Source organism: Salinispora mooreana (assembly GCF_000379065.1).
Classification (GTDB): Bacteria; Actinomycetota; Actinomycetes; order Mycobacteriales; family Micromonosporaceae; genus Micromonospora; species Micromonospora mooreana.
In genome coordinates, this window is sequence record NZ_KB900614.1 from 580,960 (window position 1) to 606,688 (window position 25,729).

Genomic DNA, 25,729 nt, shown 5'->3' on the forward strand with positions numbered 1-25,729 from the left:
CACCGGCCGCCCAACGAGGTGCTGCCCGGCGGGCGACGGCCGGAGCCGCTTCGCCGACTCGGCCGCGCCATCCAGGTAGACAGCTAACCCGCACCCGCGGGCCGGGGCACCGAGTTGGCGGCGCGGATCCGTCCGACGGGGGGATGTGCTCGGGCACGAGTTCCTGGGCGAGGTCGTCGCGGTGGGGCCGCAGGTACACCGACACCGGGTCGGCGACCGGGTGGTGGTCAGCTCCACCTGGCCACCCACCGCTGCCGCTGGAGGAGGGGCGCGCGGGTACGCGCTGTGCCGGGACCGACAGGACGGCTGCGTCCGGACCGTCTTCAGTCCGGATTTACCCCCTGCCGGATGAGCGCCTCAGGTGGCAGACTCAGCGGATGCCTCCGGAGCGGACGTACGACCTCGTCCTGTTCGGCGCCACCGGCTTCACCGGAAGCCTGACCGCCGAATACCTGGCCCGACACGCGCCCCCGGAGCTGCGGTGGGCGCTGGCTGGGCGGAACCCGGACAAGCTCGCCGCCGTCCGGAGTCGACTCGCCGTTATCGATTCAGCCCTGGCTGAGCTGCCGCTGCTCACCGCCGATGTCACCGACTCCGCGTCACTGCTGACGGTGGCCGAGCACGCCCGGGTGGTCGCCTCCACGGTGGGCCCGTACACCCACCACGGCGAGCCGCTGGTGGCCGCCTGCGCCGCGGCGGGCACCGACTACCTGGACATCACCGGCGAACCGGAGTTCGTCGACCTGATGTACGTACGACACCACGAGACGGCGGTCCGCACCGGTGCCCGCCTGGTGCACACCTGCGGTTTCGACTCGATCCCGTACGACCTGGGTGTCTGGTTCACGCTCAAGCAGCTCCCGGCGGACGCGCCGATCAGCGTTGACGGCTTCGTCCGGGCTGGGGGACGCTTCTCCGGCGGCACGTACCGCTCGGTCCTGACCGCGTTCTCGCGGACCGGCGAGGCGAGCCGGGCCGCCGCGGCCCGGCGGGCGGTCGAGCCGCGACCGGAGGGCCGTCGGGCCCGGGCGGTGTCCGGCCGGACCGCCCGCTCCCCCGAGCTCGGCATGTGGGTGGTGCCGCTGCCGACGATCGACCCCCAGGTGGTACGCCGCTCGGCAGCCGCCCGCCCGGAGTACGGGCCGGACTTCCGCTACCGGCACTTCGCGGCGGTACGGCGGCTACCGACCCTGCTCGCCGGGGCGGCCGGAATTGCCGCCGTGACGGGACTGGTAAAGCTGCCGCCGACCCGGCGATGGCTGTTCGGTCGGGTCAGCCCCGGGCAGGGCCCGAGCCCCGAACAACGGGCCCGCTCCTGGTTCCAGCTGCAGTTCCTCGCCGAGAGCGGCGGGCAACAGGTGCGCACCGAGGTGGCGGGCGGTGACCCTGGCTACGACGAGACAGCGAAGATGCTCGCCGAGTCGGCGCTCTGCCTCGCCCTGGACGATCTCCCCCCGACCAACGGCCAGGTCACCCCGGTCACGGCGATGGGCGACGCGCTGCTGGACCGGCTCCAACGCGCCGGAATCACATTCCGTATGCGGTAGTAGGCGCCGACGCTGAGGGCAGGCCGGGGGCGATGGGCCCGCGACGGTAGCATCTGATGGTCCACCTGACATCCGGACGGAGGCGTACGGAGCAGCATGCTCGACATGGAGTTGATCCGGAAAGATCGCGACGCGGTGGCGTCCGCGCTGGCCAAGCGACTGGACCCGGCGGAGGTGAGTCAGGCGCTGGAGGAGCTGTCGCAGCTTGACCAGCAGCGGCGCAGTCTGATCTCCGAGATCGACGGCGAGCGGCAGCGCCGCAAGGCGGAAGCTCGGGCGTACGCGGAGGCCAAGCGGGCCGGCCGCGAGCCGGAGCCGACGGTGGCCGAGGCCGGTCGTCGGCAACTCGCCGAGTTGGAGACCGAGCTGGGCCAGGTGCAGGAACAGCTCCGGGCTCGGATGAGCGAGCTGCCGAACCTGCCCGCCGAGGACGTGGTACCCGGCGGCAAGGAGGCCAACCGGGTGGTGAAGACCTTCGGCGAGCCACCGGCGATCGAGAAGGTGCGCGACCACGTCGAGCTGAGCCGACTGTTGGGCCTGGTTGACCACGAGCGGGGCGTGAAGCTCGGCGGCTCCGGCTTCTGGATGTACACCGGCCTGGGCGCTCGGCTGGAGTGGGCGCTGGTCAACTGGTTGATCGACCAGAACATCGCGGCCGGCTACGAGTTCCTGCTCCCGCCGCACCTGCTGCTGGAGACCGCCGGTTTCGCCGCCGGGCAGTTCCCCAAGTTCTATGACGACGTATACCACCTGGGGCGGCAGTCCGCCCCCCGTGGTCAGTTCCTGCTGCCGACCGCCGAGACGGCGATCCTCGGGGCGTACCAGAACGAGATCCTGGACACCACGAAGCTGCCGCTGAAGGTGTTCGCGTACACCCCGTGCTACCGCCGGGAGGCGGCCGGGTCGCACTCGGACGAGCGCGGCACCGTGCGCGGCCACCAGTTCAACAAGGTGGAGATCTTCCAGTTCGTCCTGCCGGAGCAGGCCGACGCGGCGTTGGAGGCGATGGTCACCCACGCCGAGGGCCTGGTGGAGCGGTTGGGCCTGCACTACCAGCGCAGCCTGCTCGCGGCCGGCGACTCGAGCGCCGCGATGCGCAAGACCCTCGACATCGAGGTCTGGATGCCGAGCACCGGAAAGTACAAGGAGGTCTCGTCGGTCTCCTGGGGCGGTGACTACCAGGCCCGGCGGGCGGGGATCCGCTACCGCGAGCCGGGTGGCAAACAGACCCGCTTCGTGCACACGCTGAACGGCTCGGCGCTGGCCACCAGCCGCCTGTTCCCGGCAATCCTGGAGCAGTTCCAGCAGCCCGACGGGAGCGTCCTGGTGCCGGAGGTGCTGCGGGACCGCCTCGGCACCGACCGCCTCACCCCGCGCTGAGAACGCCGGGATCACCGCCGTCGACCATGCCGGGCACAGGCCCCGGCGTGGTCGGGCCGGAGCCGGCAGCGTAGCCCGACAGGCACGATGAGCCGATCACAGAAGATCCAGTGCTGCACGTACTGGTCGTCCTCGGCCGAGACAGTGCTCCCGCCCGGGTCGAGCTGCGGCAGCACGTGCGCCCAGTGCGCCACCACTCGGGCGAGCCGCTGGGCGGAGAGCACCACCGCTGACCGGTGCAGCATGGCGCAAGTCGAGCCGCAGCAACAACGGCGGCGAGTACGTCGAGGTCGCCGACAACCTCCCCGGTGTCATCGGACTACGCGACAGCAAAGATCCAGCCGGCCCGACACTGGCTTTCGACCCAAGTGCCTGGGCCACCTTCGTAGCAGGGGTCAAGGCAGGGCACTGGGCCGCTGAAACTAACCCTGCCACTTCGTAGGCGGTGGGGCGACGTGGGACAGTCGGAGCGGGTGACTTGACCTAAACCGAGGTTTAGGTTGAACCCTGGTCGGGATGCTGTCTGTCCCAAAGGGGTGCTACTTACACATGCGCGCAATCCAGGTAACCGCATTCGGTGGTCCAGAGGTGCTGTCGCCTGCGGAACTGCCCGACCCGGTGCCCGGCCCCGGCCAAATTGTCGTCGCCCTGGCCGCGGCGGACGTCATCTTCCTCGACACCCTGCTGCGCAGCGGCTGGGGACAGGACTTCTTCCCCCGCACGTTGCCGTATGTGCCGGGTGGCGGCGGAGCAGGCGTAGTGGTGCAGACCGGCGACGGGGTGGACCCGGCATGGATTGGCCGGCGGGTAGCCGGACAGACCAGCACCGGCTACGCCGAACGAGTCGCCGCGCACGTCGGGGAAGTCCTGCCAGTTCCCGACGGCCTGGCCATCGAGGCAGCCGCGGCGCTGGTGCACGACGGCGTGACCGCGCTCCGCCTGGACCAACTGGGCACACCACAAAAAGGAGAATGGGTGCTGGTCTCCGCTGCCGCTGGTGGGGCCGGATCACTGCTGGTGCAGCTAGCCGTCAACGCCGGAGCGCGGGTGGTGGCCGCCGCTTCCACTGACGCCAAGCTGGCGCTGGCCCGCCAACTGGGCGCGGAGATCGCTGTCGACTACACCAGGCCGGACTGGATTGATCAGGTGCGGGAAGCAACAGGCGGCGGTGTCGCGCTGGGCTATGACGGGGCTGGTGGCCCAACCGGCACAGCCACCCTGGATACGGTCGCCGACGGTGGACGGTTCGTCACCTACGGCACCGCCGACGGCTTCGCGGCCCCGGACCCCGATTCGGCCGCGGGCCGCGGCATCCGGACATTCGCACCGCTGTTGGACGGCCCGCCGGACCCGCAGGCCGTACGCGAACTGTTGGGCCTGGCCCTGGAGTGGACCGTGCAGGGACGCATGCACCCGGCGATCGGCGCCACCTACCCGCTGGAACAGGCCGCTGACGCCCACCGCGCACTGGCCATGCGGGCCACGGTCGGCAAGTCGCTGTTGCTGATCGGCGACCAGTCGGGGCGATCGGCCGCCCAGTAGCTGGCGTGACCGCGTGCGTCAGCCCGCTTCCCCGTGGGTGCTGCTTCCACGGCTGACGCCCCCGGCGATTGCCGGGGGCGTCAGCTTGCTGGGTCGGTCAGCCGAAGCAGGTTGGTACGGGGTTGGGGCTGCCGATGCAGTTGGTGGGTCGGTTGTTGATGATCGTGACGTCGCCGAAGACGGTGATCACGCCGTTGTTGTAGACGCCGCCGGGCTCGTTTTGGGCGAGGTTGTCGGTGACGCGGACGTCGGTGAGGGTGAGGACGGTGGTGTCACTGAATGGGTTGAAGAAGATGCCGCCGGCGGCTCCGGTTGCTTGGTTGCCGGAGACGGTGGTGCGGCGCAGGGCCACCACGGGGTCGCCGTCTTCCACGCCGACGATGGCGATGCCGCCGCCGTCACCGCTGGTGGCGGTGTTGTACACGATCTTACTGTCCTCGATGGTGGCGCCGATGTCCTCAACGAGGTAGAGCCCGCCGCCGGAGGTGGCCGTGTTGTCGGCGACTGTGACGTGCTGGAGCAGGAGGGATTCGTCGCCGTCGTCGTAGATGCCGCCGCCGAGTCCGCTGGCGGTGTTGCGGGTGATGGTGCTCTTGGTGATCTCGGTGAGGTCGCCGTCGCCATGCACGCCGCCGCCGTTGACCGCGGTATTGTCGCTGATCACGACGTGGTCAACGGTCGCGTTGCCGTCGTCGTTGACCAGCCCGCCACCTTCGTCGCCGGCGGTGTTGTGGGTTACCTTCGACTTGCTGATCAAGACAGCGGCGTTGTCGTTGAAGAAGCCGCCGCCGTCGCCGCCCACAGTGTTGCGGGTGATGGTGCTCTTGGTGATCGTGACCTTGCTCCGGTCGCTGTAGATTCCACCACCTTCGCTAGTCGCGCCAGTGGCGATGTTGTCGCGAACGGTTACCCGTTCGAGGGTCAGTCGGGTGCCTTCGCCAGCGGTGATGCCGCCGCCGTCGGCGTCCGCAATCTGTCCACCAGCGACGGTGAGGTCTTTGAGGGTGAGGTCGCCGCCGGTGGTGACCTCGAAGATGCGGAAGTTGTCGGCGGCGGCGGCCCGGATGATGGTGGCGCCCTGGCCGTAGATGGTGATGGGTTGGAAGACCTGGGGTAGTCCGTTGTCGTCCTGGTTGATGGTGAGGGTGTAGACGCACTTCTCGGCGAGGCGTAGGGTGCCGCCGCCGGCCTGGTTCGCCGCGGTGATCGCGGCGATCAGCGCGTTGGGGTCGCAGGGCACCGGGGTGCCCTTGTCCTTCCCGTCACCGTGGCCATCACGCTTCCAGCCCGGGTTGCCGACGGTGCTCATGTCACCACCCCCGTCGCCGTCGGCGGAGCCGTTTCGGTGCCGCTCCGGGCCGCCCCTACCGAAGGCGTCACCGCCGTCGCTCTCCGCTGGGGCGGCTCGCCCAAGCGCCCCGGGCGCTTGGGCGAGGCTTATGGATCCGGTGGCGGCCACGGTCGCAAAGCCAGCGAGAGTCGCTACTCCCAGCGCCGTCGCCGTCCGGGCGAGCCGCCGGCGACGGACTCGTCCTGGTGGCCGTGCTTGGTCCGGCATCGTGATCTACCTTCGTGTCGGTCGGTCCGCGCTCCTGGCGAAGCGGTGGGGCGGCCGTCCAGCCGCACCAGCAGTTAAAGTCGAACAAACCGAATGATGAGGTACTTTCACCACAAAGTTCCTCATATCGGTACAAGGCACCTACAGCGTCAGACCCCCGAAGCTGACCATCACCACGCCAACAGCCGCCGTCCGTTTTGAGCATGTTTTCGGTTTCATGTCTCTTTACCGTCATCGCAGGGCTAGCGTGCGGGTGGCTGCTACCAACGATTCGGTCGCCGAGGAGGCCACCCGGTCCGCCCGATGGCCGGTCTTCGTCGCTGACGGGGAAGGACACGACACCGCAATGAACCATCAGGACACCCACGAACCCGAAGCCGACCGCCGGAACGGGGACCGGCGGAGGTCACGGCGACGCTGGTGGGCAGCCGGGATGGCCGGGGTGACCGGCCTCGCCATCGGCGCCGTCGGCGTCGCCGCCGCCCCCGCCGCCGACGCCGCCGGGCACACCTGGACCACCGCCGACGACCACAGCAAGCGCGGCAGCGGCGAGACTGACGCACGGCGCGACCGTGACGGCAAGACCGACGACCGGCGCGACCGTGACGGCAAAGCCAAGCCCGGTGGCGGCACGCCAGTCCCCTGCGATGCGGATGCGCTGATCGCCGCGATCACCCTCGCCAACGCCCGCGGCGGCGCCACCCTCGACCTCGCCAAGGACTGCACCTATCTCCTGACCGCTGACCTCGGCGGCGCCGGCCTGCCCGCCATCGTCACCCCGATCACTCTCAACGGCGGCACACACACCACCATCGAACGCGCCGCCGCCGCCGACCCATTCCGCATTCTGATCGTCGAGGCCGGCGGCGACCTCACCCTCAACCACCTCACCATCACCGGTGGCGAAACCGAAACGTTCGACGACGGTGGGGGGATCCTCGCCAACAGCGGCAGCACCCTCGCGATCAACCACAGCGTGATCAAAAAGAACATCGGCAACAACGGCGGCGGTGTGGCCAGCTTCGGCACGACCACCGTCACGCACTCCACGGTTAGTGGGAACACTGCACGGGCCAGCGCTGGCGGCCTCCAGAATATGACGGGCCTGCTCACCATCGGACACTCCACCATCACCAACAACACCGCCACCGGATTTGCGATCGGCGGCGGAGTCGGCAGCATCAACAATGCGACCACGCGCATCAGTCACAGCAGCATCACCCGCAACCACTCAGCGCTAGCCGGTGGGGGGATTGGCGACTTCGCCGCCATCAGCGTTGTTACCGACTCCACCATCAGCCACAACACCGCGGAGAACTCGGGGGGCGGCATCTTCGAGGAGGGGCAACTCACCCTGCGACGCGTCAAGCTCACCGACAACAACGCCCCCGGCGATGGTGCTGGTGGCCTCGAAATTCAGAACGTTCTCAACGCGAGCGCCGCAACCATCGAGGACAGTGAAATCACCAACAACAGGGCGCCCCGGGGCGGCGGAATTCGCAACCTCGCCGTCCCGGTCGTGCTCCGAAACACCCGGATCGCCGGAAATCAGGCCGACACCGGCGGCGGCGTCTTCAACAACAACAACGCCATCCTCACCCTCTTCGCCACCAAAATCGTCAAGAACACCGCCGTCACCGACGGCGGGGGCATCCTCAACATCGCGGGCGGCACCGTGAATCTGAACACCGCCACCGGCACCGTTGTGATCAAGAACCGGCCCAACAACTGCGTCAACGTCCCGGGCTGCGCGGGCTGACCTGCCCCCGGCCCACGACACCAGAGGGTTGGGTCCCACCGCCGGCCGGCGGTGGGACCCAACCCCTCCCCGTACGATCTCGCGACGAACAGTGGCCCTTTCGCCTCTGGCATGGGGACAGGGTCCAGGGGTATGACCGGAAGATGAGGGCAAGCTTCCGGCTCGGCCGGATCGTGGGCGTACCAGTCGGGGTCAACTGGAGTGTCCTGGTCATCTTCCTGGTGATCGCCTGGGCGCTCTCCGCCAACCAGTTCCCCCGCACCTACCCGGACCAGCCCGGGATCGCGTACCTGCTCGCCGGCCTCGCCGCCGCCGTGGTCTTCTTCCTCGGCCTGCTCGCCCACGAGGTCTCGCACGCGGTCGTCGCCAAGCGCAACGGGCTCGAGGTTGGCGGCATCACGCTGTGGCTCTTCGGCGGTGTCGCCGAGCTCAAGGGCGAGGCGCCGAACCCGGGCGCAGAGCTACGCATCGCCGGGATCGGTCCGCTGGTGAGCCTGCTGATCGGTGTCTTCTTCGGCGCCATCGCGGCGGGAGTGGCGATGACCGGCTACGACGGCCTGTGGCTCGGCGCGCTGGCCTGGCTCGCCGGCATCAACGTACTGCTGGCCGTCTTCAACGTGCTGCCCGCCGCCCCGCTCGACGGCGGGCGGCTGCTGCGGGCGGCGGTCTGGAAGGCCACCGGGGACCGGACCAAGGCGTCGGTGGTGGCCGCCCGGGCCGGCTGGGTCCTCGGGGCGCTCCTGATTGGCCTGGGATTCTGGCAACTCTTCGCCGGCGGCGGGTTCGGCGGCCTGTGGCTGATCCTGATCGGTTGGTTCCTGATCGGCGCCGCCACGATGGAGGAGCGGCAGGCCCGGATGGGCAGCGCCCTGAGCGGCATCCGGATCGCCGACGTGATGACACCACAGCCACAGACCGCCGCCGGCGACATGACCGTTGCCGACTTCATCGAGCACTACCTCTTCGCCTACCGGTACTCGACGCTGCCGTTGGTCGCCGACGACCGGCCGGTCGGGCTGATCACCCTCGACCGGGTCCGCCGGGTACCGGCCGACCGCCGGTCCACCACCACCCTCGCCGAAGTCGCCTGTCGCACCGACGAACTGGTGCTCGCCGCTCCGGATGAGTCGCTCAACGAACTCCTCCCCCGGCTCACCGACTGCGCCGACGGGCGGGCGCTCGTGGTGGACGACGGGCGGTTGGTCGGGATCGTGTCGCCCAGCGACATCAGCCGGGCGGCGCAGCGCGGCAGCATGCGGGAGCAGTTGGCCGGACGGCCAGGTTCCTGACGGGTGCGGTTACCGCCGGCCAGGCCGGGAAACCCTGGTCGATGAGCAGCCACCGTGTTCCGGCGCCACCGACCACGCCGGGCCCCCAGCCCACCCCGGCACCGCCGCCAGCGCCGACCCCGGTACCACACCCCGGGCCACCACCGCGTACCAGGCCACCAGCGCTGACCGAGCCGCAGCCAGGCGGCGCGCACCGGCCCCTCAGACGTACGGTCGAGTGGTGTACGCCGTCTTGAGCGCGGCCAGGCCGACGTCCTTCGGCACCAGCCGACCCCAGCCAGAGTTGAAGTAGTTCGTCCGCGCGATGCGTGGCCCCCGCTCCGCGTTGAGCGCGGCGACAGCGGCCGGCACGGTCCCGATCCACGCCGCCTGGTCGGGAAGCTCAGCCGACCGGACCCCCCACTCCGCGATCAGGACCGGGCGGGAGAGGGCGATCGGGCCGAGGTCGGCGACCGCCCAGTCTTTGGTACGGCGGAACCGGGCCAGCGCGGTGTGCGTGGCGCTGGTGGCGTAGACGTTCCACTGCAGGAAGTCGAGCTTCGCCATCAGCGCCTCCGGGTGGGTCCGCTGGTAGCTGGCCCGGTCGAAGCCGCCCGCCCCCACCGAGAAGGTGGTGTCGGCGGGCAGGCCCCGGGCCTTGAACCAGGTGACGATGTACGTCAACGCCGCCACCGCCCGGGCGTCGGACTCCGCCCAGGTGTACGCCCTACCCGCCTCCGTGGTGCCGAACTCGTGGTCGGTGTCCAGTTCCGAGGCGAGTTGGAGGTTCATCGCCACGCCCATCTCCTGATACTGCGACAGCGCTCGCGCGAACAGCCCGTCGCACTGCCCGGAGAGCACTTGGCCGTACCCGTATGCCCGGGGCCAGGCCGTCCCCGGCCGCTGCTGGATGGTCATCGCCGGAGCCGGGACCGTGTACGTCCGCCCGTTGACCCGGAACGTCTGCTCTCTGGCGTGCGGGGCGCCGTAATGCTTCAGCTCCAGCACCATATTGATCCTCATCCCGGCTGCGCCGAGCTCCGTCAACCAGGGCTTGTTCCACCCCGGGAGGAGGTAGCCGTCGGCGAAGCTGCGGTACTGGGTCAGCGACCGGATGTTCCCGCCCGCCAGGTCCGCCACCGGATTTCGGTTGCCGGAGAGGTAGTAGCCGCCCAGGACGGGCAAGCCGACCTGGTAGTCGGCGGTGGTGGTGGCGGTGCGCCCGCCGGAGTCGCGCACCGTGACGGTGACCCGGGGCATCACGCCACCGCCCGGTAGTCGGCCACCGCACCGGTGTCCGACAGCTTCGTCCAGACGCGACCGGAGTCATCGGCGACGGTGAGGGTGAGCGGGTCGATGACCGCGGTGACCTGCGCGGGGGCGCTGCTGTGGCCCCGCACGTCGGTGACCACCACGGTGACGGTCACCGGCCGGGTATCGGCGTCGCTGTAGGTGACGGTCATTCTCATGTCATCACCGGGAGCGTAGACCGTCGCGTTCAGGGCGACGGTCACGGTGGGAGCAGCCATTGGTCGGCTCCTTCCAAGCGTGGATGGGGCGGGCCGGCGGCGCGGGTCGCGTCAGCGACGACGCTCGCGCCGGGGCTCGGTGGCGGCGGTGCCGACCGGAACGCTGCTGGCACCGCCAGGCCCGAGGATCGGGATGTGGCCCGCCATCCACGCCTCTCACCTGCTATAACAGTGCGTCGGTGCGGTGCCCGGTGTCCTGTCCGCTAGCCGATGGGCCGGCTGTCGCGCACCTGATTGCCTCCTCCCCCGAACCGCCCCGTGGCACCCCGTTGCCGTCACAGTCCGTGCCGGCCCTCCCCCGCCACCAGCTCGGCGACCCGCGCCTCGGACCGGCCCGAGAACGGGTGCCGCAGGGCGGCGACCGCCCGTTGGGTCTCCGCAGCGATCAGGTCAGCATTGATCGCGGCTCCGGCGACCGCGCCGCCGGCCGCGGCCGCCCCCACCTGGGCTGCCAGGTCGGTGACGTTGCCCGCCGCCCAGACCCCCGCCACCTCGGTGCGCCCGGTCGGATCGGCCGGAATGTGCTCGCCGAGCCCGCTCGGATGCTCGACCGCCCGCAGCCCGAGCCCCGCCAGGAACCCGGCCCGCGCCACCGTCCGCGGCCCCACCCCCAGGGCGGTCCGGGGTACGACCGTGCCGTCCACGAGCCGCACCCCGACGAGCCGGTCGTCGGCGGTCTCCAGAGCCACCACCGTGCCGGTGACCACCCGTACACCCCGGGCTTGAAGCTGCTCCGCCTGCTCCTCGTCGGGTCCGGCGGACATGTGGGTGAAGTAGCTGACATCGGCGCTGAGCTGACGGAAGAGCAGAGCCTGGTGTACCGACCTCGGACCGGTGGCGAGCACGCCGATGGCCTGATCCCGCACCTCCCAGCCATGGCAGTACGGGCAGTGGAGAACGTCTCGGCCCCAGCGTTCACGGAGCCCGGGAATGCTCGGTAGCAGGTCGACCAGTCCCGTGGTGACCAGCAGGCGGCGGGCCCGTACCGACCGGCCGTCGGCCATGGTCACGACGAAGCCGGCACCGTCCTGGGCCACGGTCGCGACCTCGGCGGTCATGACGTGGCCACCGTAGCCGCACACCTCGGCCCGGCCGCGCCGGAGGAGCTCGGCGGGCGGCATGTCCTCGCGGCCCAGCAGCCCGTGCACCCCCTCGGCCGGGGCGTTCCGTGGGGCGCCCGAGTCGAGAACCACCACCGATCGGCGCGACCGGGCGAGCATCACCGCCCCATTCAGGCCAGCGGCACCGCCACCGGCCACCACCACGTCGTAGCTCTCCTCAAGCTGATCGGTCATTCTGACCACCTCCCGCGGTCACGGTGCCCCAGCCCAGCAGCTACAGCAAAATCTGTTGCCGATGTGGCAAACTGATGGCCATGGAAGGTGACCTGCACCAGGCTCTTGACGCGGTCGGCCCCCGACTGCGCGCCCTACGCCGCCAGCGCGGAACCACCCTGACCGACCTCTCGACGGAGACCGGCGTTTCGGTGAGCACCCTCTCCCGGCTCGAGTCGGGCACCCGTCGGCCGACCCTCGAGCTGCTCCTCCCCCTCGCCCGCGCCCACGGCGTCACCCTCGACGAACTCGTCGGGGCACCGCCCACCGGCGACCCCCGCATCCACCTGCGCCCGGTCACCCGCCACGGCATGACCGTGCTACCGCTGACCCGACGAGTCGGCGGCATCCAGGCCTTCAAACTGATCATCCCGATCAGCAAGCGGGAGCCAGAACCCAAGACCCACGACGGGTACGAGTGGCTCTACGTGCTCAACGGGCGGCTACGGCTCCTGCTCGGCGAGCATGATCTCGTGCTGACACCCGGCGAGGCGGCCGAGTTCGACACCCGAGTCCCACACTGGTTCGGCGTCGCCGAGGAGCAGCCGGTCGAAATCCTCAGCCTCTTCGGCCAGCAGGGAGAGCGGGCCCACCTCCGGGCCAGACCCAAGACCCAACCATCTCCGGAATACGGCAGCCGGCCCGCATCCGATCGCCCCTCGCGCCGACCCGGCCGACCGCCCGACCACACCCAGCAGTGATCGACGACGATGGGTGTTGCGCGAATAGCCCCCAGCAGCAGGGGGTAGAACGACCAGGTGGGTCTGCCGTTGGCCCACCCACAGACGAGGGGACACCTGCATGTCACCGGACGCCAGCAACCAGCCGGCCAGGACCTCCGGCACCTACCGAATCGGTGGCGACCTCCCGGTCAACCGACTCGGGTACGGATCCATGCAGCTCGCCGGCCCGGGGGTCTGGGACATGCCGGACGATCCAGCGGAGGCGGTTCGGGTACTCCGACGCGCCGTCGAACTCGGGGTCACGTTCATTGACACCGCCGACTCGTACGGGCCGTTCGTCTGTGAGATGTTGATCAAAGAGGCGCTACACCCGTACGCCGATGATCTGGTCATCGCAAGCAAGGCAGGGCTGGTCCGGGGCGGGCCGAACGACTGGAAGTCGCTCGGGCTCCCGAAGTACCTGCGCCAGCAGTGCGAAATGAGCCTTCGCCACCTCGGCCTGGACTGCATCCCGCTACACCAGCTACACCGCATCGACCCGGAGGTACCCCTCGAGGACCAGCTCGGGGTGTTGGTTCAGTTCCAGCAGGAGGGCAAGATCCGGCACATCGGCCTCTCCGAGGTAACCGTCGAGCACATCGAGGCAGCCCAGCGGATCACCCCGATCGCCACCGTGCAGAACCTCTACAACGTGGGCACCCGGGATGCCGAACCGGTGCTGGAGTACTGCGAGCGCAACGATCTTGGGTTTATTCCCTGGCACCCGATGGCAACCGGTGACCTCGCCCGCCCCGGCGGCCCGCTGGAAGCGATCAGCGCCGAGTACGGCGCGACGCCCGCGCAGCTCGCCCTGGCGTGGTTGCTCCGCCGCTCGCCGGTCATGCTGCCAATTCCGGGCACATCTTCGATGGCGCACCTGGAGGAGAACCTGGCCAGCGCTGAGGTGACGCTCACTGACGACCAGGTCGAGGCCCTGACTCGAGCCATCTAACCCTAACCGTGCAACTAGATGCCCGTCTAGGCACTTTCGCCCGATTTAGGCAAATTTTTCGGGTTCACGTTCTTCTGGGGTTTGTGTCGGTTTAGCGTGCGGGTGGCTGCTACCGCCTGCTCGGTAGCCGAGGACGACACCACCCCGGTCTGCCCCCGGGGCTGGTGCCTCCTCGCCACGCACGGGGGAAGGACACCGACACCGCGATGAACCAGCAGGACCACACCCACGGACCCGAACCGGACCGCCCCGGCGGACACCGGACGAGGTCACCGCGGCGCTGGTGGGCCGTCGGGCTCGCCGGCGTGACCGGCCTCGCCCTCACCACCGTCGGCATCGCCGCCACCCCGGCCGCCGACGCCATCGGACGCGCCCTGACCACCGACAACCGCACCGACACACCCCACCAACCCAACGCCGACAACCGCGACAAGCACAGCGACAGCCAGGGCAACCACGACGACCAGGGCAAGGGCAACGGCAAGAGCGAGGGCAACGGCAAGGGCAAGAAGGAGAAGAAGCCGCCGGGCACCCCCGTGCCCTGCGACGCCGACGCGCTCATCGCCGCCATCACCCTGGCCAACGCCCGCGGCGGCGCCACCCTCGACCTGGCCAAGGGCTGCACCTACCTGCTCACCGCCGACATCGCCGGCGCCGGACTGCCCGCCATCACCACCCCGATCACCCTCAACGGCCACACACACACCACCATCGAACGCGCCGCCGCCGTTGACGAGTTCCGCATCCTCACCGTCAACGTCGGCGGCGACCTCACCCTCAACAAACTGAAAATCACCGGCGGACAGACCACCGGCGACGGCGGCGGCATCCTCGTCGACCCCGGCGGCACCCTCACCACCAACCACAGCACCATCACCCGCAACATCGCCGACGGCGCAGGAGGCGGCATCGCCAACAACGGCACCACGACCGTCAAACACTCCACCGTCAGCCGCAACACCGCCGGCACCACCGGCGGCGGCATCTGGAACACCGGCCTACTCACCGCTACCAAGTCCGACATCACCGCCAACCTCAGCGGCGCCTCCGGCGGCGGCATCCAGAGCACCAACGGAACACTGTTGGTCGACCACAGCCGGATCACCGCAAATCAGAGCCAGACCAGCGCCGGCGGCCTGGAGTCATTCGGCGGGACCGGCATGATCACGAACACCAAGATCACCAACAACACCGCCACCGCAGCAGGTGGTGTTGTCGCGAATACCGGACAATTCACAGCCCGAAAGGTCCTCATCGCCAACAACACCGCGACAACCGGGCTGGCCGGCGGGATGAACGTGAACCCCAACACGTCTGCGGTTGTCGAGGACAGCACCATCAAGAACAACACCGCCGCCGCTAATGGCGGCGGCATCTTCAACTTCAGTTCGCTGGTGGTGCGCGACTCGAAAGTGATCGGGAACCAGTCCGGAAACCAGGGGGGCGGAATCTTAAACGGCATTACCGGCACCCTCACCCTCTTCAACACCCAGGTGGTCAAGAACATCGCCGCCGCCGAAGGTGGGGGCATCTACAATTTTGTCCCCGGCGTGGTAAACCTGAACCTCGCCACCGGCACCGTTGTTGTCAAGAACCGACCCGACAACTGCGTCAACGTTCCGGAGTGCGTCGGATAGCAACCACGCACACCCACCTGAATGAAGGGTTCCCTCCTCCGCCACCAGCGAAGGAGGGAACCCTCAACCCCTTTAAACAGGGAAAGCAGAGCCGAATCACCGCAATGCCCTAACGGATATTTTCTTCCCCTTCGCGCCCCTATAACCATCTCCTCGGGTTCAACTGAAGGGGCCGCTACCGCCTCCCGGGTAGCCGAGGAACAACCACCCGCCAGCTACCACCTCCTGGGTGGGTTCATCATCCGTGACGAGGAAAGGACACCAACGCCGCGATGAACCGTCCACACCGACCCCCGGGTACAACACCAACGAGATCACGACGGCGATGGTGGGCCGTCGGGCTCGCCGGCGTAACCGGCCTCGCCCTCACCACCATCGGCACCCCCGCCGCCACGGCCGCCGACACAGCCGGACACAACCTCGCCACCGCCAACGATCGATCCCCCGCCGGGGATCACCACGACAAAAACGACAAGGGCAAGAAAGGGAAGAGGCCGCCGGGCACCCCCGTGCCCTGCGACACCGACGCGCTCATCGCCGCGATCACCCTCGCCAACGCCCGCGGCGGCGCCACCCTCAACCTCGCCAGCAAGTGCACCTACCTCCTCACCGCCGACATCGACGGCGCCGGACTGCCCGCCATCACCACCCCGATCACCCTCAACGGCCACACACACACCACCATCGAACGCGCCGCCGCCGCCGACGAGTTCCGCATCCTCACCGTCAACACCGGCGGCAACCTCACCCTCAACAAACTGAAAATCACCGGCGGACAGACCACCGACAACGGCGGCGGCATCCTCGTCGACCCCGGCGGCACCCTCACCACCAACCACAGCACCATCACCCGCAACATCGCCGACGGCGCAGGAGGCGGCATCGCCAACAACGGCACCACGACCGTCAAACACTCCACCGTCAGCCGAAACACCGCCGGCATTCCCGGCGGCGGCATCGCCAACAACGGCACCACGACCGTCAAACACTCCACCGTCAGCCGAAACACCGCCGGCATTCCCGGCGGCGGCATCTGGAACACCGGCCTACTCACCGTTACCAAGTCCGACATCACCGCCAACCTCAGCGGCGCCTCCGGCGGCGGCATCCAGAGCACCAACGGAACACTGTTGATCGACCACAGTCGAATAAATGATAATCAGTCCGTAACCGCCGGCGGCGGCCTGGAAGCGTTCAATGTAAGCGGCATGATCTCGAACACCGAGATCACTGGTAACACTGGCCGTGCGGCGGGTGGCGCTAACGTAAGCCTTGGGCAACTCACCTTCCGAAAGGTCCTCATCGCCAACAACAGAACAACGATGGGGCTAGCCGGCGGCCTGAATGTGAACCCCGACACCGTCGTGACCGTTGAGGACAGCACCATCAAGAACAACACCGCCGTCGCTAATGGTGGCGGCATATTCAACTTCGATTTACTGGTGCTGCGCAACACGAAGGTGATCGGGAACCAGTCTGGAAATCAGGGGGGCGGGATCTACAACAACTTTACCGGCACCCTGACACTCTTCAATACTCAGGTGATCAAGAACATCGCCACCACCGACGGTGGGGGCATCTTCAACAATGCGATTGGCGTGGTAGACCTGAACCCCGCCACCGGCACCGTTGTCGTCAAAAACCGACCCGACAACTGCGTCAACGTTCCAGAGTGTGCTGGATAGCAACCACGTACCTACCTAAGTGAGGGTTCCCTCCTCCGTTAACCGGCGGAGGAGGGAACCCTAAACCGTTTGAACAGGAACAACAGAACTCCAGCGACGTAATGCTCTTATGGATATTTTCTTCCCCTTCGCACCCCTATAACCATCTCCTCGGGTTCAACTGAAGGGGCCGCTACCGCCTCCCGGTAGGCCGAGCAACCACCCGCCAGCTACCACCTCCTGGGTGGGTTCATCATCCGTGACGAGGAAAGGACACCAACGCCGCGATGAACCGTCCACACCGACCCCCACCGGGCCGCCCGGGTACAACACCAACGAGATCACGACGGCGATGGTGGGCCGTCGAGCTCGCCGGCGTAACCGGCCTCGCCCTCACCACCATCGGCACCCCCGCCGCCACGGCCGCCAACACAGCCGGACACAACCTCGCCACCGCCAACGATCGATCCCCCGCCGGGGATCACCACGACAAAAACGACAAGGGCAAGAAGGAGAAGAAGCCGCCGGGCACCCCCGTGCCCTGCGACACCGACGCACTCATCGCCGCCATCACCCTCGCCAACGCCCGCGGCGGCGCCACCCTCAACCTCGCCACAGACTGCACCTACCTCCTCACCACCGACATCGACGGCGCCGGCCTCCCCGCCATCACCACCCCCATCACCCTCAACGGCCACACACACACCACCATCGAACGCGCCGCCGCCGCCGACCCGTTCCGCATCCTCACCGTCAACACCGGCGGCAACCTCACCCTCAACAAACTGAAAATCACCGGCGGAAGCACCCCTGACGACGGCGGCGGCATCCTCGTCGACCCCGGCGGCACCCTCACCACCAACCACAGCACCATCACCCGAAATTTCGCGCTGACCTCAGGTGGGGGAATCGGCAACAACGGCACCAGCAAAGTCAATCACTCTACCGTCAGCCGCAACACCGCCGGCGACAGCGGCGGCGGAATACACAGTTTAGGCCTCCTGAACGTCAGGGGGTCTCACATCGATGCGAACATCGCCAACGCCGGCGGCGGCGTCTTCGAATCCGGCAACACCGTCACCATCAAGGGCGGCAGCGTCTCCGGCAATCAAGCAGGTACCACTGGAGGGTTGTTCGTATTCGGCGCCAACGGTGTGGTGACCGGCACCAAAATCACCGGAAACACCAGCTCCGGCAGTGGTGCCGGCGTCCGGGTCGACAACACCGCGCAGCTGACAATGCGGCACGCCACCCTGTCGGACAATGTATCGGACATCTCAGGTGGCGGATTGTTTGTCGCAGAGGGGGACAACGTCGCGGTCGTCGAGGACAGCCTCCTCAAGAACAACACCACAACGTTCACTGGCGGAGGAATACTCAACGGCGGCGAAACGGTGTTGCGCCGAACAAAGCTCATCGGCAACCAGGCCGATGTAGGCGGCGGAATCCAAAACTTCGGGACGGTCAGCCTGTTCACCACGAAGGTAACCGAAAATATCGCCATCACCACCGGCGGCGGCATCCTCAACAACGCCGGAACGGTGAACCTGAACACCGCCACCGGTACCCTCGTCATCAATAACCGGCCCAACAACTGCATCAACGTTCCCGGCTGCGCGGGCTAGCCCCAGCGTCTGACCGTCACGAGGGGTTCGTCCCTGCCGCTGACCGGCGGAGGGGCGGAACCCCTCGCCCTCTTCCCCGACCCGTCGGCCGTGGTCAGGTCGTCTGGACAAGCTGAATCAGGTTGAGCAACCGATCCGAGGTGACGGTCACCCCATCGGCGCGGGCGCTGACCTGCATTCGACCCGGCGACACCGCCTCGGCTTGTGACACCGTGTCGGCTACCGCCTCGATCGGGTGCCCCAGACCGAGAGCGACCGTGGCTTCTACGATCTCACCTTTGACCTGGGCGATGTTCTCCACCGACCCGAACTCGCCAAGGTGCGCGTGTCCGACGCGGGTGACGACGCTGACGGTGGGTGGGGCGATGCGGGTCAGATACGCCACGTGGCCTATGCCGCGTGCGCCCATCTCCAACACCAGATAGCGGGTATCGGCGGTGGCGCGGGTGACCGTGTACGGCAACCCAAGCTCGTTGTTGTTCGACGCCCGGTTGGCCACCGTGGCACCCCACACGGGCAGCACCTGGGCGAGGACGTCCTTGGTCGACGTCTTGCCCACCGAGCCGGTCACCCCGATCACCGTGATCTGCGGCAGCCGGTCCACCACCGCGCGGGCGAGTCGCCCGTAGGCGGTGGGCACGTCCTCGACGACCACGGCGGGTACTCCAACCGGCCGTGACGCCAGCACCGCAGCCGCACCGGCCTCGACCGCCTGGGCGGCGAAGTCGTGCCCGTCGACGCGCTCACCGGGCAGCGCCACGAACATGCCGCCGGCCTCGACACGGCGGCTGTCGAACACAACTGGGGCGGTCACGATCACGCCTTGGGGAGCGTCGTGCACGGCCCCGCCGACAACGGTCGTGATCTCTTGCAGAGTCATCGGAAGCACGGATTGAACCTACCGTGTGCAGTCAGCGGATCGAGGGCTGTAGCCGGATCGCGGATGCCTGTCCACTGGGCTACTGGCAACAGCCCGACTGGCACGAGGTAAAACTGTGGGACTGCAGAGATTTCGGCTCTGTCTCACATTCAGTGGTGACCGAGGTTGGTCAATGCTGTTGAGATCATGTGTGCAGGATCGGTGATCCTACGAAGATGGTGTTCTCGGCGTTGTCCCTGCTGGTGATCGATGACGTCACGGACGGGACGGCGTAGATTTCCGTGTTTGACCTGGGTGTGGTCCGTTGGACAGCTCGTAGCTCCTGTCCAACGGACCACGTCACGACAGAAATAGAACGTTTCTCCACTTCCGCGGCCGACGTCGGCCGAGCGGGAGTTCGCGCAGCAATTGATGGAGCGGGCCACCGTTGATGGGGTGTCTCTGGTCGGTCCGGCTTCACTGGCGTCCATCCTTCGGAAAGAGCATCCCAGCCTCAAGAGCTGGCCGCCGTGGACCACATCGCCGCATTGGAGCCGGTCGGTCGTGGGGCCAGCATGGGCGCGCTGGGCTGGATCGCCCCGGCCGGGGCGACCTTGGCCTGACCATCCGCACTGCCGCCGCCGACGCCGAGCACCTGCACGTGTGGGCCGGTGGCGGCATCACCTGGGGGCAGCGGCCCTGACGCCGAGGTCGCCGAGGCGGCGGCGAAGTCAGCCCCGGTCCGAGTCACGCTGAGCGCGGGGCCCTGACAACAACCGTGCGCTCCTGGCCCACGGCGACCGTCCGACGGTCCCCGACGAGGCGTGATTCACGGTGCCGGGGACCGCGCCGGCTGGTGCGCGTCCGTCGTTGCCGGAGTTGAATTCACTGGTGTAGTGCGGTGAGTCGACGGCGGTCCTGCCGTACCGGCTCGGGTCTGCTCGGGGTCGCGGGTGATGGCGTCGTTGCTGTGTCGGTGGGCACGGTGGGACAGGCGCAGGATGACGGCGGCGAGGACGGCGGCGAGCAGAGATCCGGTGACAATGGCGATCTTCACATGGTCGTGGCGTTCGGTGCCGTCGGCGAAGGAGAGCTCACCGATGAGCAGGGAGACGGTGAAGCCGATTCCGGCGAGCATAGACAGTCCGGTGATGTGGGTCCAGGTCAGATTGGTGCCGAGACCTGTTCGGGTGAGGCGGGTGACGAGCCAGGTGACCGCGATGACGCCGAGGGGCTTGCCGATGACGAGCCCGGCGATGACGCCGATGGCGACCGGATCGGTGAGGGCGGATACCAGTCCGCCCAGGCCGCCTATGGCAACCCCGGCGGACATCAAGGCGAAGACGGGTACGGCCAGGCCAGCGGAGACCGGTTTGACGGTGTGCTCAAAGCGTTCGATCAGGCTGGTGGGCGCGACGGTGTGCTCGTGCTGGGCCTGCGGCCGGGCGGGCACGGTGAGGGCGAGCAGCACTCCGGCGACGGTGGCGTGGACACCGGAGGCATGCACGAGTGCCCAGGCGGTGAGAGCCAGCGGCAGAAGCAGCCAGGCGGAGGTCACCCGGCGTCGTAGCAAGATCGCGAAGGCAACCAGCGGTAGGACGCTGGCCAACAGCGGTGTGACCGACAGGGTGGCGGTGTAGAAAACGGCGATGATCATGATGGCGATCAGGTCGTCCACCACGGCCAGGGTGAGCAGGAAGACCCGGACGGCGGGTGGCAGGTGCCGGCCGATGACGGCGAGTACCGCCAAGGCGAAGGCGATGTCGGTGGCGGCGGGGATGGCCCAGCCGCGTAGGGCGTCGGCACCGGCGGCGGCAGTGATCAGCACGTAGATGGCTGCGGGTGCCAGGACACCGCCGACGGCGGCGGCGATGGGCACTGCGGCGCGGCGTGGCTGCCGGAGTTCACCAGTCACGAACTCGCGTTTGAGTTCCAGCCCGGCAACGAAGAAAAAGATGGCCAGCAGGCCGTCCTTGGCCCATGCCGCCAGCGACAGATCCAGGTGCAGCCAGGTCGGACCGACAGTGAACGAGCGCATGGCGTCGTAGCCGGGGGATCCGGGCGAGTTCGCCCAGATGAGCGCGATGACGGCTCCGGCGAGCAGGAGCGCGCCGCCGGCCGTCTCCGCGCGCAGGACATCGGCGATGCGGCCGGCCTGGCGTCGTACGACGGATCCGGGCGGGAGTTCTCGTCGGGTGGCGTCCATCGGTCCTCCTGTCTGGTAGGTGTGGGGCAACGCCTCACGAGGGACGTGTCACGGCGAGGCTGAGCAGCTTTGGTACCGCTCGGCCTCGCCGCCCGGGTCGCTGCCCACCTCGCTCGCGAGGGCCGGGCGTGGCGGTTACTTGTCCGTTCCGGACGGCGAGGGCGACACCGTGATGGTGGTCGAGGGCACCGAAGGTAGTGGGCGCTCCAGCCGCCGCGGATCAGCCCGAGTTCGATGAGCTCGTCGACGGTGGTGAGGACTCACGGCTGCCGCGGGTAGCGGCCTGGGCGACTGCGCCGATGACCACGCCCCGTACCGCGGCGCCAGCGCGTCACCGCGACGACGATCAGCCAGGCATAGGTCGACACCGACGACGGCGGCGTGCCGGACCGGGAAGCCATCGGCCGGGCAGGCAGCCCACGGCCCGCTGCGCGGCGGCATGCGTCGAATAGTTCCCGACATCGGTGGTCGCAGTGGTGGGCAGCTCGGCGGACAAAACAGCGGGGTCGTCGTCATCACCGTGCTCCTCGTCGCGGTGTCGGCAACTGTTCGATGTGGTCAGTGCGCGAAGCCGGGGCGGAGTCCGTCGGCTCGCCGACATCGACGGCGTCCGTGGTGGTGCCGCGGGTGCTGTGCAGGCTCCATACGATCGACACCGTGAGCGTGGCGACGATGACGCCGAGAGTGACCGGAATCGGTAGTTTGCCGACCGGGGTCTCCGACAGGATCAGCTTGACGCCGGCGAAGGTGAGCAGGACTGCGAGTCCGTAGTGCAGGTGCACGAAGCGGCGCAGCAGCCCGGCGAGACAGAAGTAGAGGCTGCGCAGGCCGAGGATCGCGAACGCGTTGGCGGTCCAGACGATGAAGGTGCTGGTGGTGATGGCCAGGATCGTCGCCACAGAGTCCATGGCGAAGATCAGGTCGGTGGCCTCGACCGCGATGAGCACCACGAACAGCAGGGTGGCCACCCGCTTGCCGTTGATTCGGGTGAAGAACTTGTCGCCGTGATATGCCGGGTCGATCGGGATCACCTTGCGCACCAGACGTACGACCGGGTTGCGGTCCGGCGGGGTCTGCCCGCCGTGGCGGAATGCCATCTGGTAGCCGGTATAGATGAGGAACACACCGAACACGTAGGCGGTCCAGAAGAACGATCCCAGCAGTTCCGCCCCGACGATGATGAACACCAGCCGAAACACCAGGGCGCCGATGACCCCCCAGAACAGCACCTTGTGTTGGAAGGCGGCGGGGACGGCGAAGTAGGTGAAGATCAGCGCAAAGATGAACACGTTGTCGATCGACAGCGCCTTCTCGATCAGGTAGCCGGCGTAATAGGTGCCGGCTACCTCGCCACCCTGCCACAGCCACAGGATCACGCCGAACAGCAGACCGGCGGCGATCCAGATACCAGACCAGATCGCGGCCTCGCGGAACCCGATGACGTGGTTGTCACGGTGCAGGAACAGGTCGACTGCCAGCATCGCGGCAACCGCGAGCATGAGTACGGCCCAGACCCACCAGGACACGGACATGCCAGGGGAGACCTTTCGTCCTGGCCGGACCACACCAGAGGCCGGCCGGTACTGGACGAAGGTCTCCCCAAGCCACTGAACCAGTGGCTGCACCACCGGAACCCGGGTAGGCCGGACTCGTACTGACGGCGGTGCGTGGAACGTCGGGTACTCCCCTTCGAACTACGACGAAGTATTCACGAAGTATGTTTCGCCTGTCAAGACCCGGGGGGATTTACGATGCTGGTTTCGTGTCTCGGGAAGCCTGATTTCCATGCGCGTCGTGGTGCCGCCCTCCGCTACCACGGCGGCTGCGTATCGGCCCACAAGGTCAGCCTCACGCCGTTCAGCGGTTGTCGGATCTCGCCGCGTTATCCCGCCCCGCCAGGAGCCGCCGACCCGCTGATGAAGCTGTCGCCGAACGATCACGTCGCCGATCTGAATGTCCCAGGTCACGCAGAAACGATAGAACAAGCTACCAACAGGCAGAAGCCATAAATGCCATTACAACTCTCATATACACCATTCTGTCCGGGCGCTTAGATCAGACTCATCGGTCAAAGTCAACTCGTTACATATTGAAACCTCTCAGATACTTTCAGTGGTCGGAGGTCTCGATCGATCGCGACATAAAGGGGGCGGCTATGGCTCAATACTGGCCCGTACTCAAGGCACGTGCAGGCGAGTTCAAAGCGCTGGCGCAGCTTCGGGACCAGGAGGTCAGCCGCACACAGCCCCTGTTCGAGGTCTCCCCCTCGGATAAGGGTCCAACCCAAGCCGGCCTCAAGTTCGTACGTCAGGTGCGAGAGGCGACGCCTGCCGGCCTAACCCTCGGAGTGGACACCGCCTACGCCAGAGTCAACGATGACGGTCGACCACTGATCACGGAGATCGCCGACGACCTGGCCCACTGGGGCATCCCGATCGCGCCGGTCATCCGCCTGCATGATCCAGACGAACACTTGTCGGCGTGCGGAGAGGCCGCTCGCCTCCACAACGAGACGGCTATTGTGCGACTCGGCAGCGTCACCACGGATCCCGACCCTGTCGCCGATGCAGCTCGAGTTCCCAGAGCTCTGTCAATCGCCAAGATCACTCCAGGCCGATGCCACTTGGTAATAGACATGGCCGAGGTTTCATCCGAGAGAGACGTCAGCCGGGCGGAGCAGGTCGTCAGAAATGTGCTGGACTCACTGGGGGGCGAGGGATGGGCATCAATTGTGATCGCATCAGGTGCCATGCCGTCTGCCATTACGAACCTGCCCCGCAACGAAGCAACACCTTTAACGAGATGGGACTGGAAACTCTGGGAACGGCTCGCCGACCGTGGCCCAGACTTTGGCGACTACGCAATCGCTCATCCAGCCGTTCAAGCGACCGGCGCCCGCGGGCCGCTGCCCAGTCTCAGGTACACCGCCGGTGAACATTGGTGGATTTACCGGTGGGCTCGCCACGAGACCGGCGGCAACGACAGCTTTTATGACCTATGTCAATCCCTAATCTCATCCGACCATTGGCCAGCCGAGGGCCCGGACTACTCGTGGGGCGACAGCGAGCTCGCGCGGTGCGCCAGACGTCAGCCGGGGCCAGGGAGCGCAACGCAGTGGCGAGCGTGGGGAACCTCGCACCACCTCGCACGTGTTACGAGCGAGCTGGCCAGTCCTCCCGGGCCCTGAGCACGCGCCGCACCTCCGCCTGCAACTCCCCCAGCTCCAGCGTCTCGGCAAGGCGTTCCCATACGAACCATCTCGGCGCCTTCGACAAGCCACCGTGGTTGCCGCGCTCTCTCAGTAGAGCCAGTCCTTCGTCCCGCCAAAGCAACTGCGCTACAGAGAACGGATTAGGACTGGGATTGCGGCTGCCGCGGCGGACGTTCCGAATCCGGACTGCGCGCTTACCGGGAGCAGCGAGCCAGACACCCCACCACGAGGGAACAATTTCTGAAGCTTGATCAAGATACCGATCGGTCGTCACCAGCGAGGCCCGGTCGAGCACCCTGCTATACAACTCGGCCTGCATTCCTAGCCGACTCAATTTATCTTCATCGCTTTTAATCTCGAAACCGGATATGTGGCCGTTGATGACCGCCACATCTACCCTGGTTCGGCCGGCGCAGAGACCCAACTCGTGCCGGATGTAAGTGTCCGGCTTCGAGTGATGCTTCGAGGCAAGACGAGCCGTTAGCGCCTGACGTATATCGCTGTCACGCATCCCGCCTCCTCTTCGCCCGATGCTCCCCAGCCGTCGATACTTCCATACGGGGTTCAGCGCATCTAGTAGTGCTTTGTTAGGTCGTTGTGGCGTGTCGCTTGTGTGAGCATGGTGGCGGTGTTTGGCTGCGGTGCGTGGATGAGCGGGAACTCGCCCGGGTGCGGGGGCGGTTGGAGGACTTCGCGGCGGGGATCTTCGCGGGGTTGCGGCGGTCGGATCAGCGGGCGACGGGTCTGCGGTATCTGCGGGGGTTGATGCTGGATGGCCGGCGGAAGTCGATGCAGCCGATGGCGCAGCGGCTCGGGGTGGATCATCAGCAGTTGCAGCAGTTCCTGACCTCGTCCACCTGGGATGTCGGCGGTGTGCGGCGGCGGCTGGCCACGGCCGCGGTCGAGGTGGTGGCGCCTGAGGTGTGGGTGGTCGAC

The 25,729-nt window shown here is 67.6% G+C and carries 22 protein-coding genes and 2 pseudogenes; 15 read left to right on the forward strand and 9 right to left on the reverse strand.

Annotation, left to right across the window (positions count from 1 at the left end):
* Positions 1 to 139: 139 nt before the first annotated feature.
* The 3 genes and pseudogenes from SALPAC6_RS28635 to serS form a co-directional block, all read left to right on the forward strand.
* Positions 140 to 238 (forward strand): annotated as a pseudogene (locus tag SALPAC6_RS28635) (alcohol dehydrogenase catalytic domain-containing protein); the annotation flags it as partial.
* Positions 239 to 377: 139 nt separating this feature from the next.
* The gene (locus tag SALPAC6_RS0102745) at positions 378 to 1,547 is read left to right on the forward strand and encodes a saccharopine dehydrogenase family protein (RefSeq protein ID WP_018251922.1); all 1,170 of its coding nucleotides are present in this window, start codon (positions 378 to 380) and stop codon (positions 1,545 to 1,547) included.
* A gap of 96 nt (positions 1,548 to 1,643) precedes the next feature.
* Positions 1,644 to 2,927, forward strand: a complete 1,284-nt coding sequence (gene serS, locus SALPAC6_RS0102750; protein ID WP_018251923.1) for a serine--tRNA ligase — start codon at positions 1,644 to 1,646, stop codon at positions 2,925 to 2,927.
* A gap of 11 nt (positions 2,928 to 2,938) precedes the next feature.
* Here the strand turns inward: serS and SALPAC6_RS0102755 are convergent, their stop codons facing one another.
* Entirely contained in the window at positions 2,939 to 3,172 is a 234-nt protein-coding gene (locus tag SALPAC6_RS0102755; RefSeq protein ID WP_018251924.1) for a hypothetical protein, read from the reverse strand.
* Between SALPAC6_RS0102755 and SALPAC6_RS27105 the strand changes: the two genes are divergently transcribed.
* Both SALPAC6_RS27105 and SALPAC6_RS0102765 read left to right on the forward strand, forming a co-directional pair.
* On the forward strand, positions 3,157 to 3,369 hold the full coding sequence (locus SALPAC6_RS27105; RefSeq protein ID WP_080636138.1) for a DUF397 domain-containing protein: 213 nt from the start codon (positions 3,157 to 3,159) through the stop codon (positions 3,367 to 3,369). The genes SALPAC6_RS0102755 and SALPAC6_RS27105 overlap by 16 nt on opposite strands.
* Before the next feature lie 107 nt (positions 3,370 to 3,476).
* Positions 3,477 to 4,469 carry a zinc-binding dehydrogenase gene (locus tag SALPAC6_RS0102765; RefSeq protein ID WP_018251925.1) on the forward strand — a complete coding sequence of 331 codons (993 nt, stop codon included), beginning with the start codon at positions 3,477 to 3,479 and terminating at the stop codon, positions 4,467 to 4,469.
* Between the two features lie 97 nt (positions 4,470 to 4,566).
* On the opposite strand, the gene SALPAC6_RS0102770 is transcribed toward SALPAC6_RS0102765, so the two are convergent.
* A complete protein-coding gene (locus tag SALPAC6_RS0102770; protein WP_050563479.1) occupies positions 4,567 to 5,910 on the reverse strand; it encodes a right-handed parallel beta-helix repeat-containing protein in 1,344 nt (447 codons plus the stop codon).
* A 463-nt stretch (positions 5,911 to 6,373) separates the two neighbouring features.
* On the opposite strand from SALPAC6_RS0102770, the gene SALPAC6_RS0102775 reads away from it, so the two are divergent.
* Both SALPAC6_RS0102775 and SALPAC6_RS0102780 read left to right on the forward strand, forming a co-directional pair.
* On the forward strand, positions 6,374 to 7,786 hold the full coding sequence (locus tag SALPAC6_RS0102775) for a hypothetical protein (protein WP_026189267.1): 1,413 nt from the start codon (positions 6,374 to 6,376) through the stop codon (positions 7,784 to 7,786).
* Positions 7,787 to 7,929: 143 nt separating this feature from the next.
* Complete coding sequence (locus SALPAC6_RS0102780) at positions 7,930 to 9,075, forward strand: site-2 protease family protein (protein WP_018251928.1); 1,146 nt, start codon at positions 7,930 to 7,932, stop codon at positions 9,073 to 9,075.
* A gap of 201 nt (positions 9,076 to 9,276) precedes the next feature.
* Here SALPAC6_RS0102780 and SALPAC6_RS0102785 read toward each other — a convergent pair whose 3' ends face one another.
* The 3 genes from SALPAC6_RS0102785 to SALPAC6_RS0102795 form a co-directional block, all read right to left on the reverse strand.
* A complete protein-coding gene (locus SALPAC6_RS0102785) occupies positions 9,277 to 10,314 on the reverse strand; it encodes a hypothetical protein (protein WP_018251929.1) in 1,038 nt (345 codons plus the stop codon).
* Complete coding sequence (locus SALPAC6_RS0102790) at positions 10,314 to 10,583, reverse strand: hypothetical protein (RefSeq protein ID WP_018251930.1); 270 nt, start codon at positions 10,581 to 10,583, stop codon at positions 10,314 to 10,316. The genes SALPAC6_RS0102785 and SALPAC6_RS0102790 overlap by 1 nt, the downstream gene beginning before the upstream one ends.
* Positions 10,584 to 10,858: 275 nt before the next feature.
* Complete coding sequence (locus SALPAC6_RS0102795; RefSeq protein WP_018251932.1) at positions 10,859 to 11,878, reverse strand: NAD(P)/FAD-dependent oxidoreductase; 1,020 nt, start codon at positions 11,876 to 11,878, stop codon at positions 10,859 to 10,861.
* A gap of 80 nt (positions 11,879 to 11,958) precedes the next feature.
* On the opposite strand from SALPAC6_RS0102795, the gene SALPAC6_RS25280 reads away from it, so the two are divergent.
* From SALPAC6_RS25280 to SALPAC6_RS0102820, 5 genes are all read left to right on the forward strand, one after another.
* Complete coding sequence (locus SALPAC6_RS25280; RefSeq protein ID WP_223874301.1) at positions 11,959 to 12,618, forward strand: helix-turn-helix domain-containing protein; 660 nt, start codon at positions 11,959 to 11,961, stop codon at positions 12,616 to 12,618.
* A gap of 100 nt (positions 12,619 to 12,718) precedes the next feature.
* Positions 12,719 to 13,591: an aldo/keto reductase gene (locus SALPAC6_RS0102805; protein WP_018251934.1), complete on the forward strand. Its 873-nt coding sequence runs from the start codon at positions 12,719 to 12,721 to the stop codon at positions 13,589 to 13,591.
* Positions 13,592 to 13,797: 206 nt separating this feature from the next.
* Entirely contained in the window at positions 13,798 to 15,228 is a 1,431-nt protein-coding gene (locus tag SALPAC6_RS29300; protein WP_018251935.1) for an autotransporter outer membrane beta-barrel domain-containing protein, read from the forward strand.
* Positions 15,229 to 15,500: 272 nt separating this feature from the next.
* Complete coding sequence (locus tag SALPAC6_RS0102815) at positions 15,501 to 16,913, forward strand: hypothetical protein (protein WP_018251936.1); 1,413 nt, start codon at positions 15,501 to 15,503, stop codon at positions 16,911 to 16,913.
* Between the two features lie 266 nt (positions 16,914 to 17,179).
* A complete protein-coding gene (locus tag SALPAC6_RS0102820) occupies positions 17,180 to 18,517 on the forward strand; it encodes a right-handed parallel beta-helix repeat-containing protein (protein ID WP_018251937.1) in 1,338 nt (445 codons plus the stop codon).
* A gap of 94 nt (positions 18,518 to 18,611) precedes the next feature.
* On the opposite strand, the gene SALPAC6_RS25285 is transcribed toward SALPAC6_RS0102820, so the two are convergent.
* Positions 18,612 to 19,331 (reverse strand): Mur ligase family protein, encoded by a 720-nt coding sequence (locus SALPAC6_RS25285; protein WP_223874415.1) that lies wholly within the window; start codon positions 19,329 to 19,331, stop codon positions 18,612 to 18,614.
* A gap of 563 nt (positions 19,332 to 19,894) precedes the next feature.
* Here SALPAC6_RS25285 and SALPAC6_RS27120 point away from each other — a divergent pair.
* Positions 19,895 to 20,146: pseudogene (locus SALPAC6_RS27120) on the forward strand (chorismate-binding protein); the annotation flags it as partial.
* Between the two features lie 59 nt (positions 20,147 to 20,205).
* On the opposite strand, the gene nhaA reads toward SALPAC6_RS27120, so the two are convergent.
* Complete coding sequence (gene nhaA, locus SALPAC6_RS0102840) at positions 20,206 to 21,582, reverse strand: Na+/H+ antiporter NhaA (protein ID WP_018251940.1); 1,377 nt, start codon at positions 21,580 to 21,582, stop codon at positions 20,206 to 20,208.
* Positions 21,583 to 22,097: 515 nt separating this feature from the next.
* A complete protein-coding gene (locus SALPAC6_RS0102845) occupies positions 22,098 to 23,114 on the reverse strand; it encodes a TerC family protein (protein ID WP_018251941.1) in 1,017 nt (338 codons plus the stop codon).
* A 623-nt stretch (positions 23,115 to 23,737) separates the two neighbouring features.
* Between SALPAC6_RS0102845 and SALPAC6_RS31130 the strand changes: the two genes are divergently transcribed.
* Positions 23,738 to 24,769: a beta family protein gene (locus SALPAC6_RS31130; RefSeq protein ID WP_080635989.1), complete on the forward strand. Its 1,032-nt coding sequence runs from the start codon at positions 23,738 to 23,740 to the stop codon at positions 24,767 to 24,769.
* Here the strand turns inward: SALPAC6_RS31130 and SALPAC6_RS29305 are convergent.
* Positions 24,735 to 25,304 carry a sce7726 family protein gene (locus tag SALPAC6_RS29305; protein ID WP_162561529.1) on the reverse strand — a complete coding sequence of 190 codons (570 nt, stop codon included), beginning with the start codon at positions 25,302 to 25,304 and terminating at the stop codon, positions 24,735 to 24,737. The genes SALPAC6_RS31130 and SALPAC6_RS29305 overlap by 35 nt on opposite strands.
* Positions 25,305 to 25,438: 134 nt before the next feature.
* Here SALPAC6_RS29305 and SALPAC6_RS0102855 point away from each other — a divergent pair.
* Positions 25,439 to 25,729 (forward strand): transposase (locus SALPAC6_RS0102855; protein WP_018251943.1); only part of this gene is annotated, 291 nt, incomplete at its 3' end.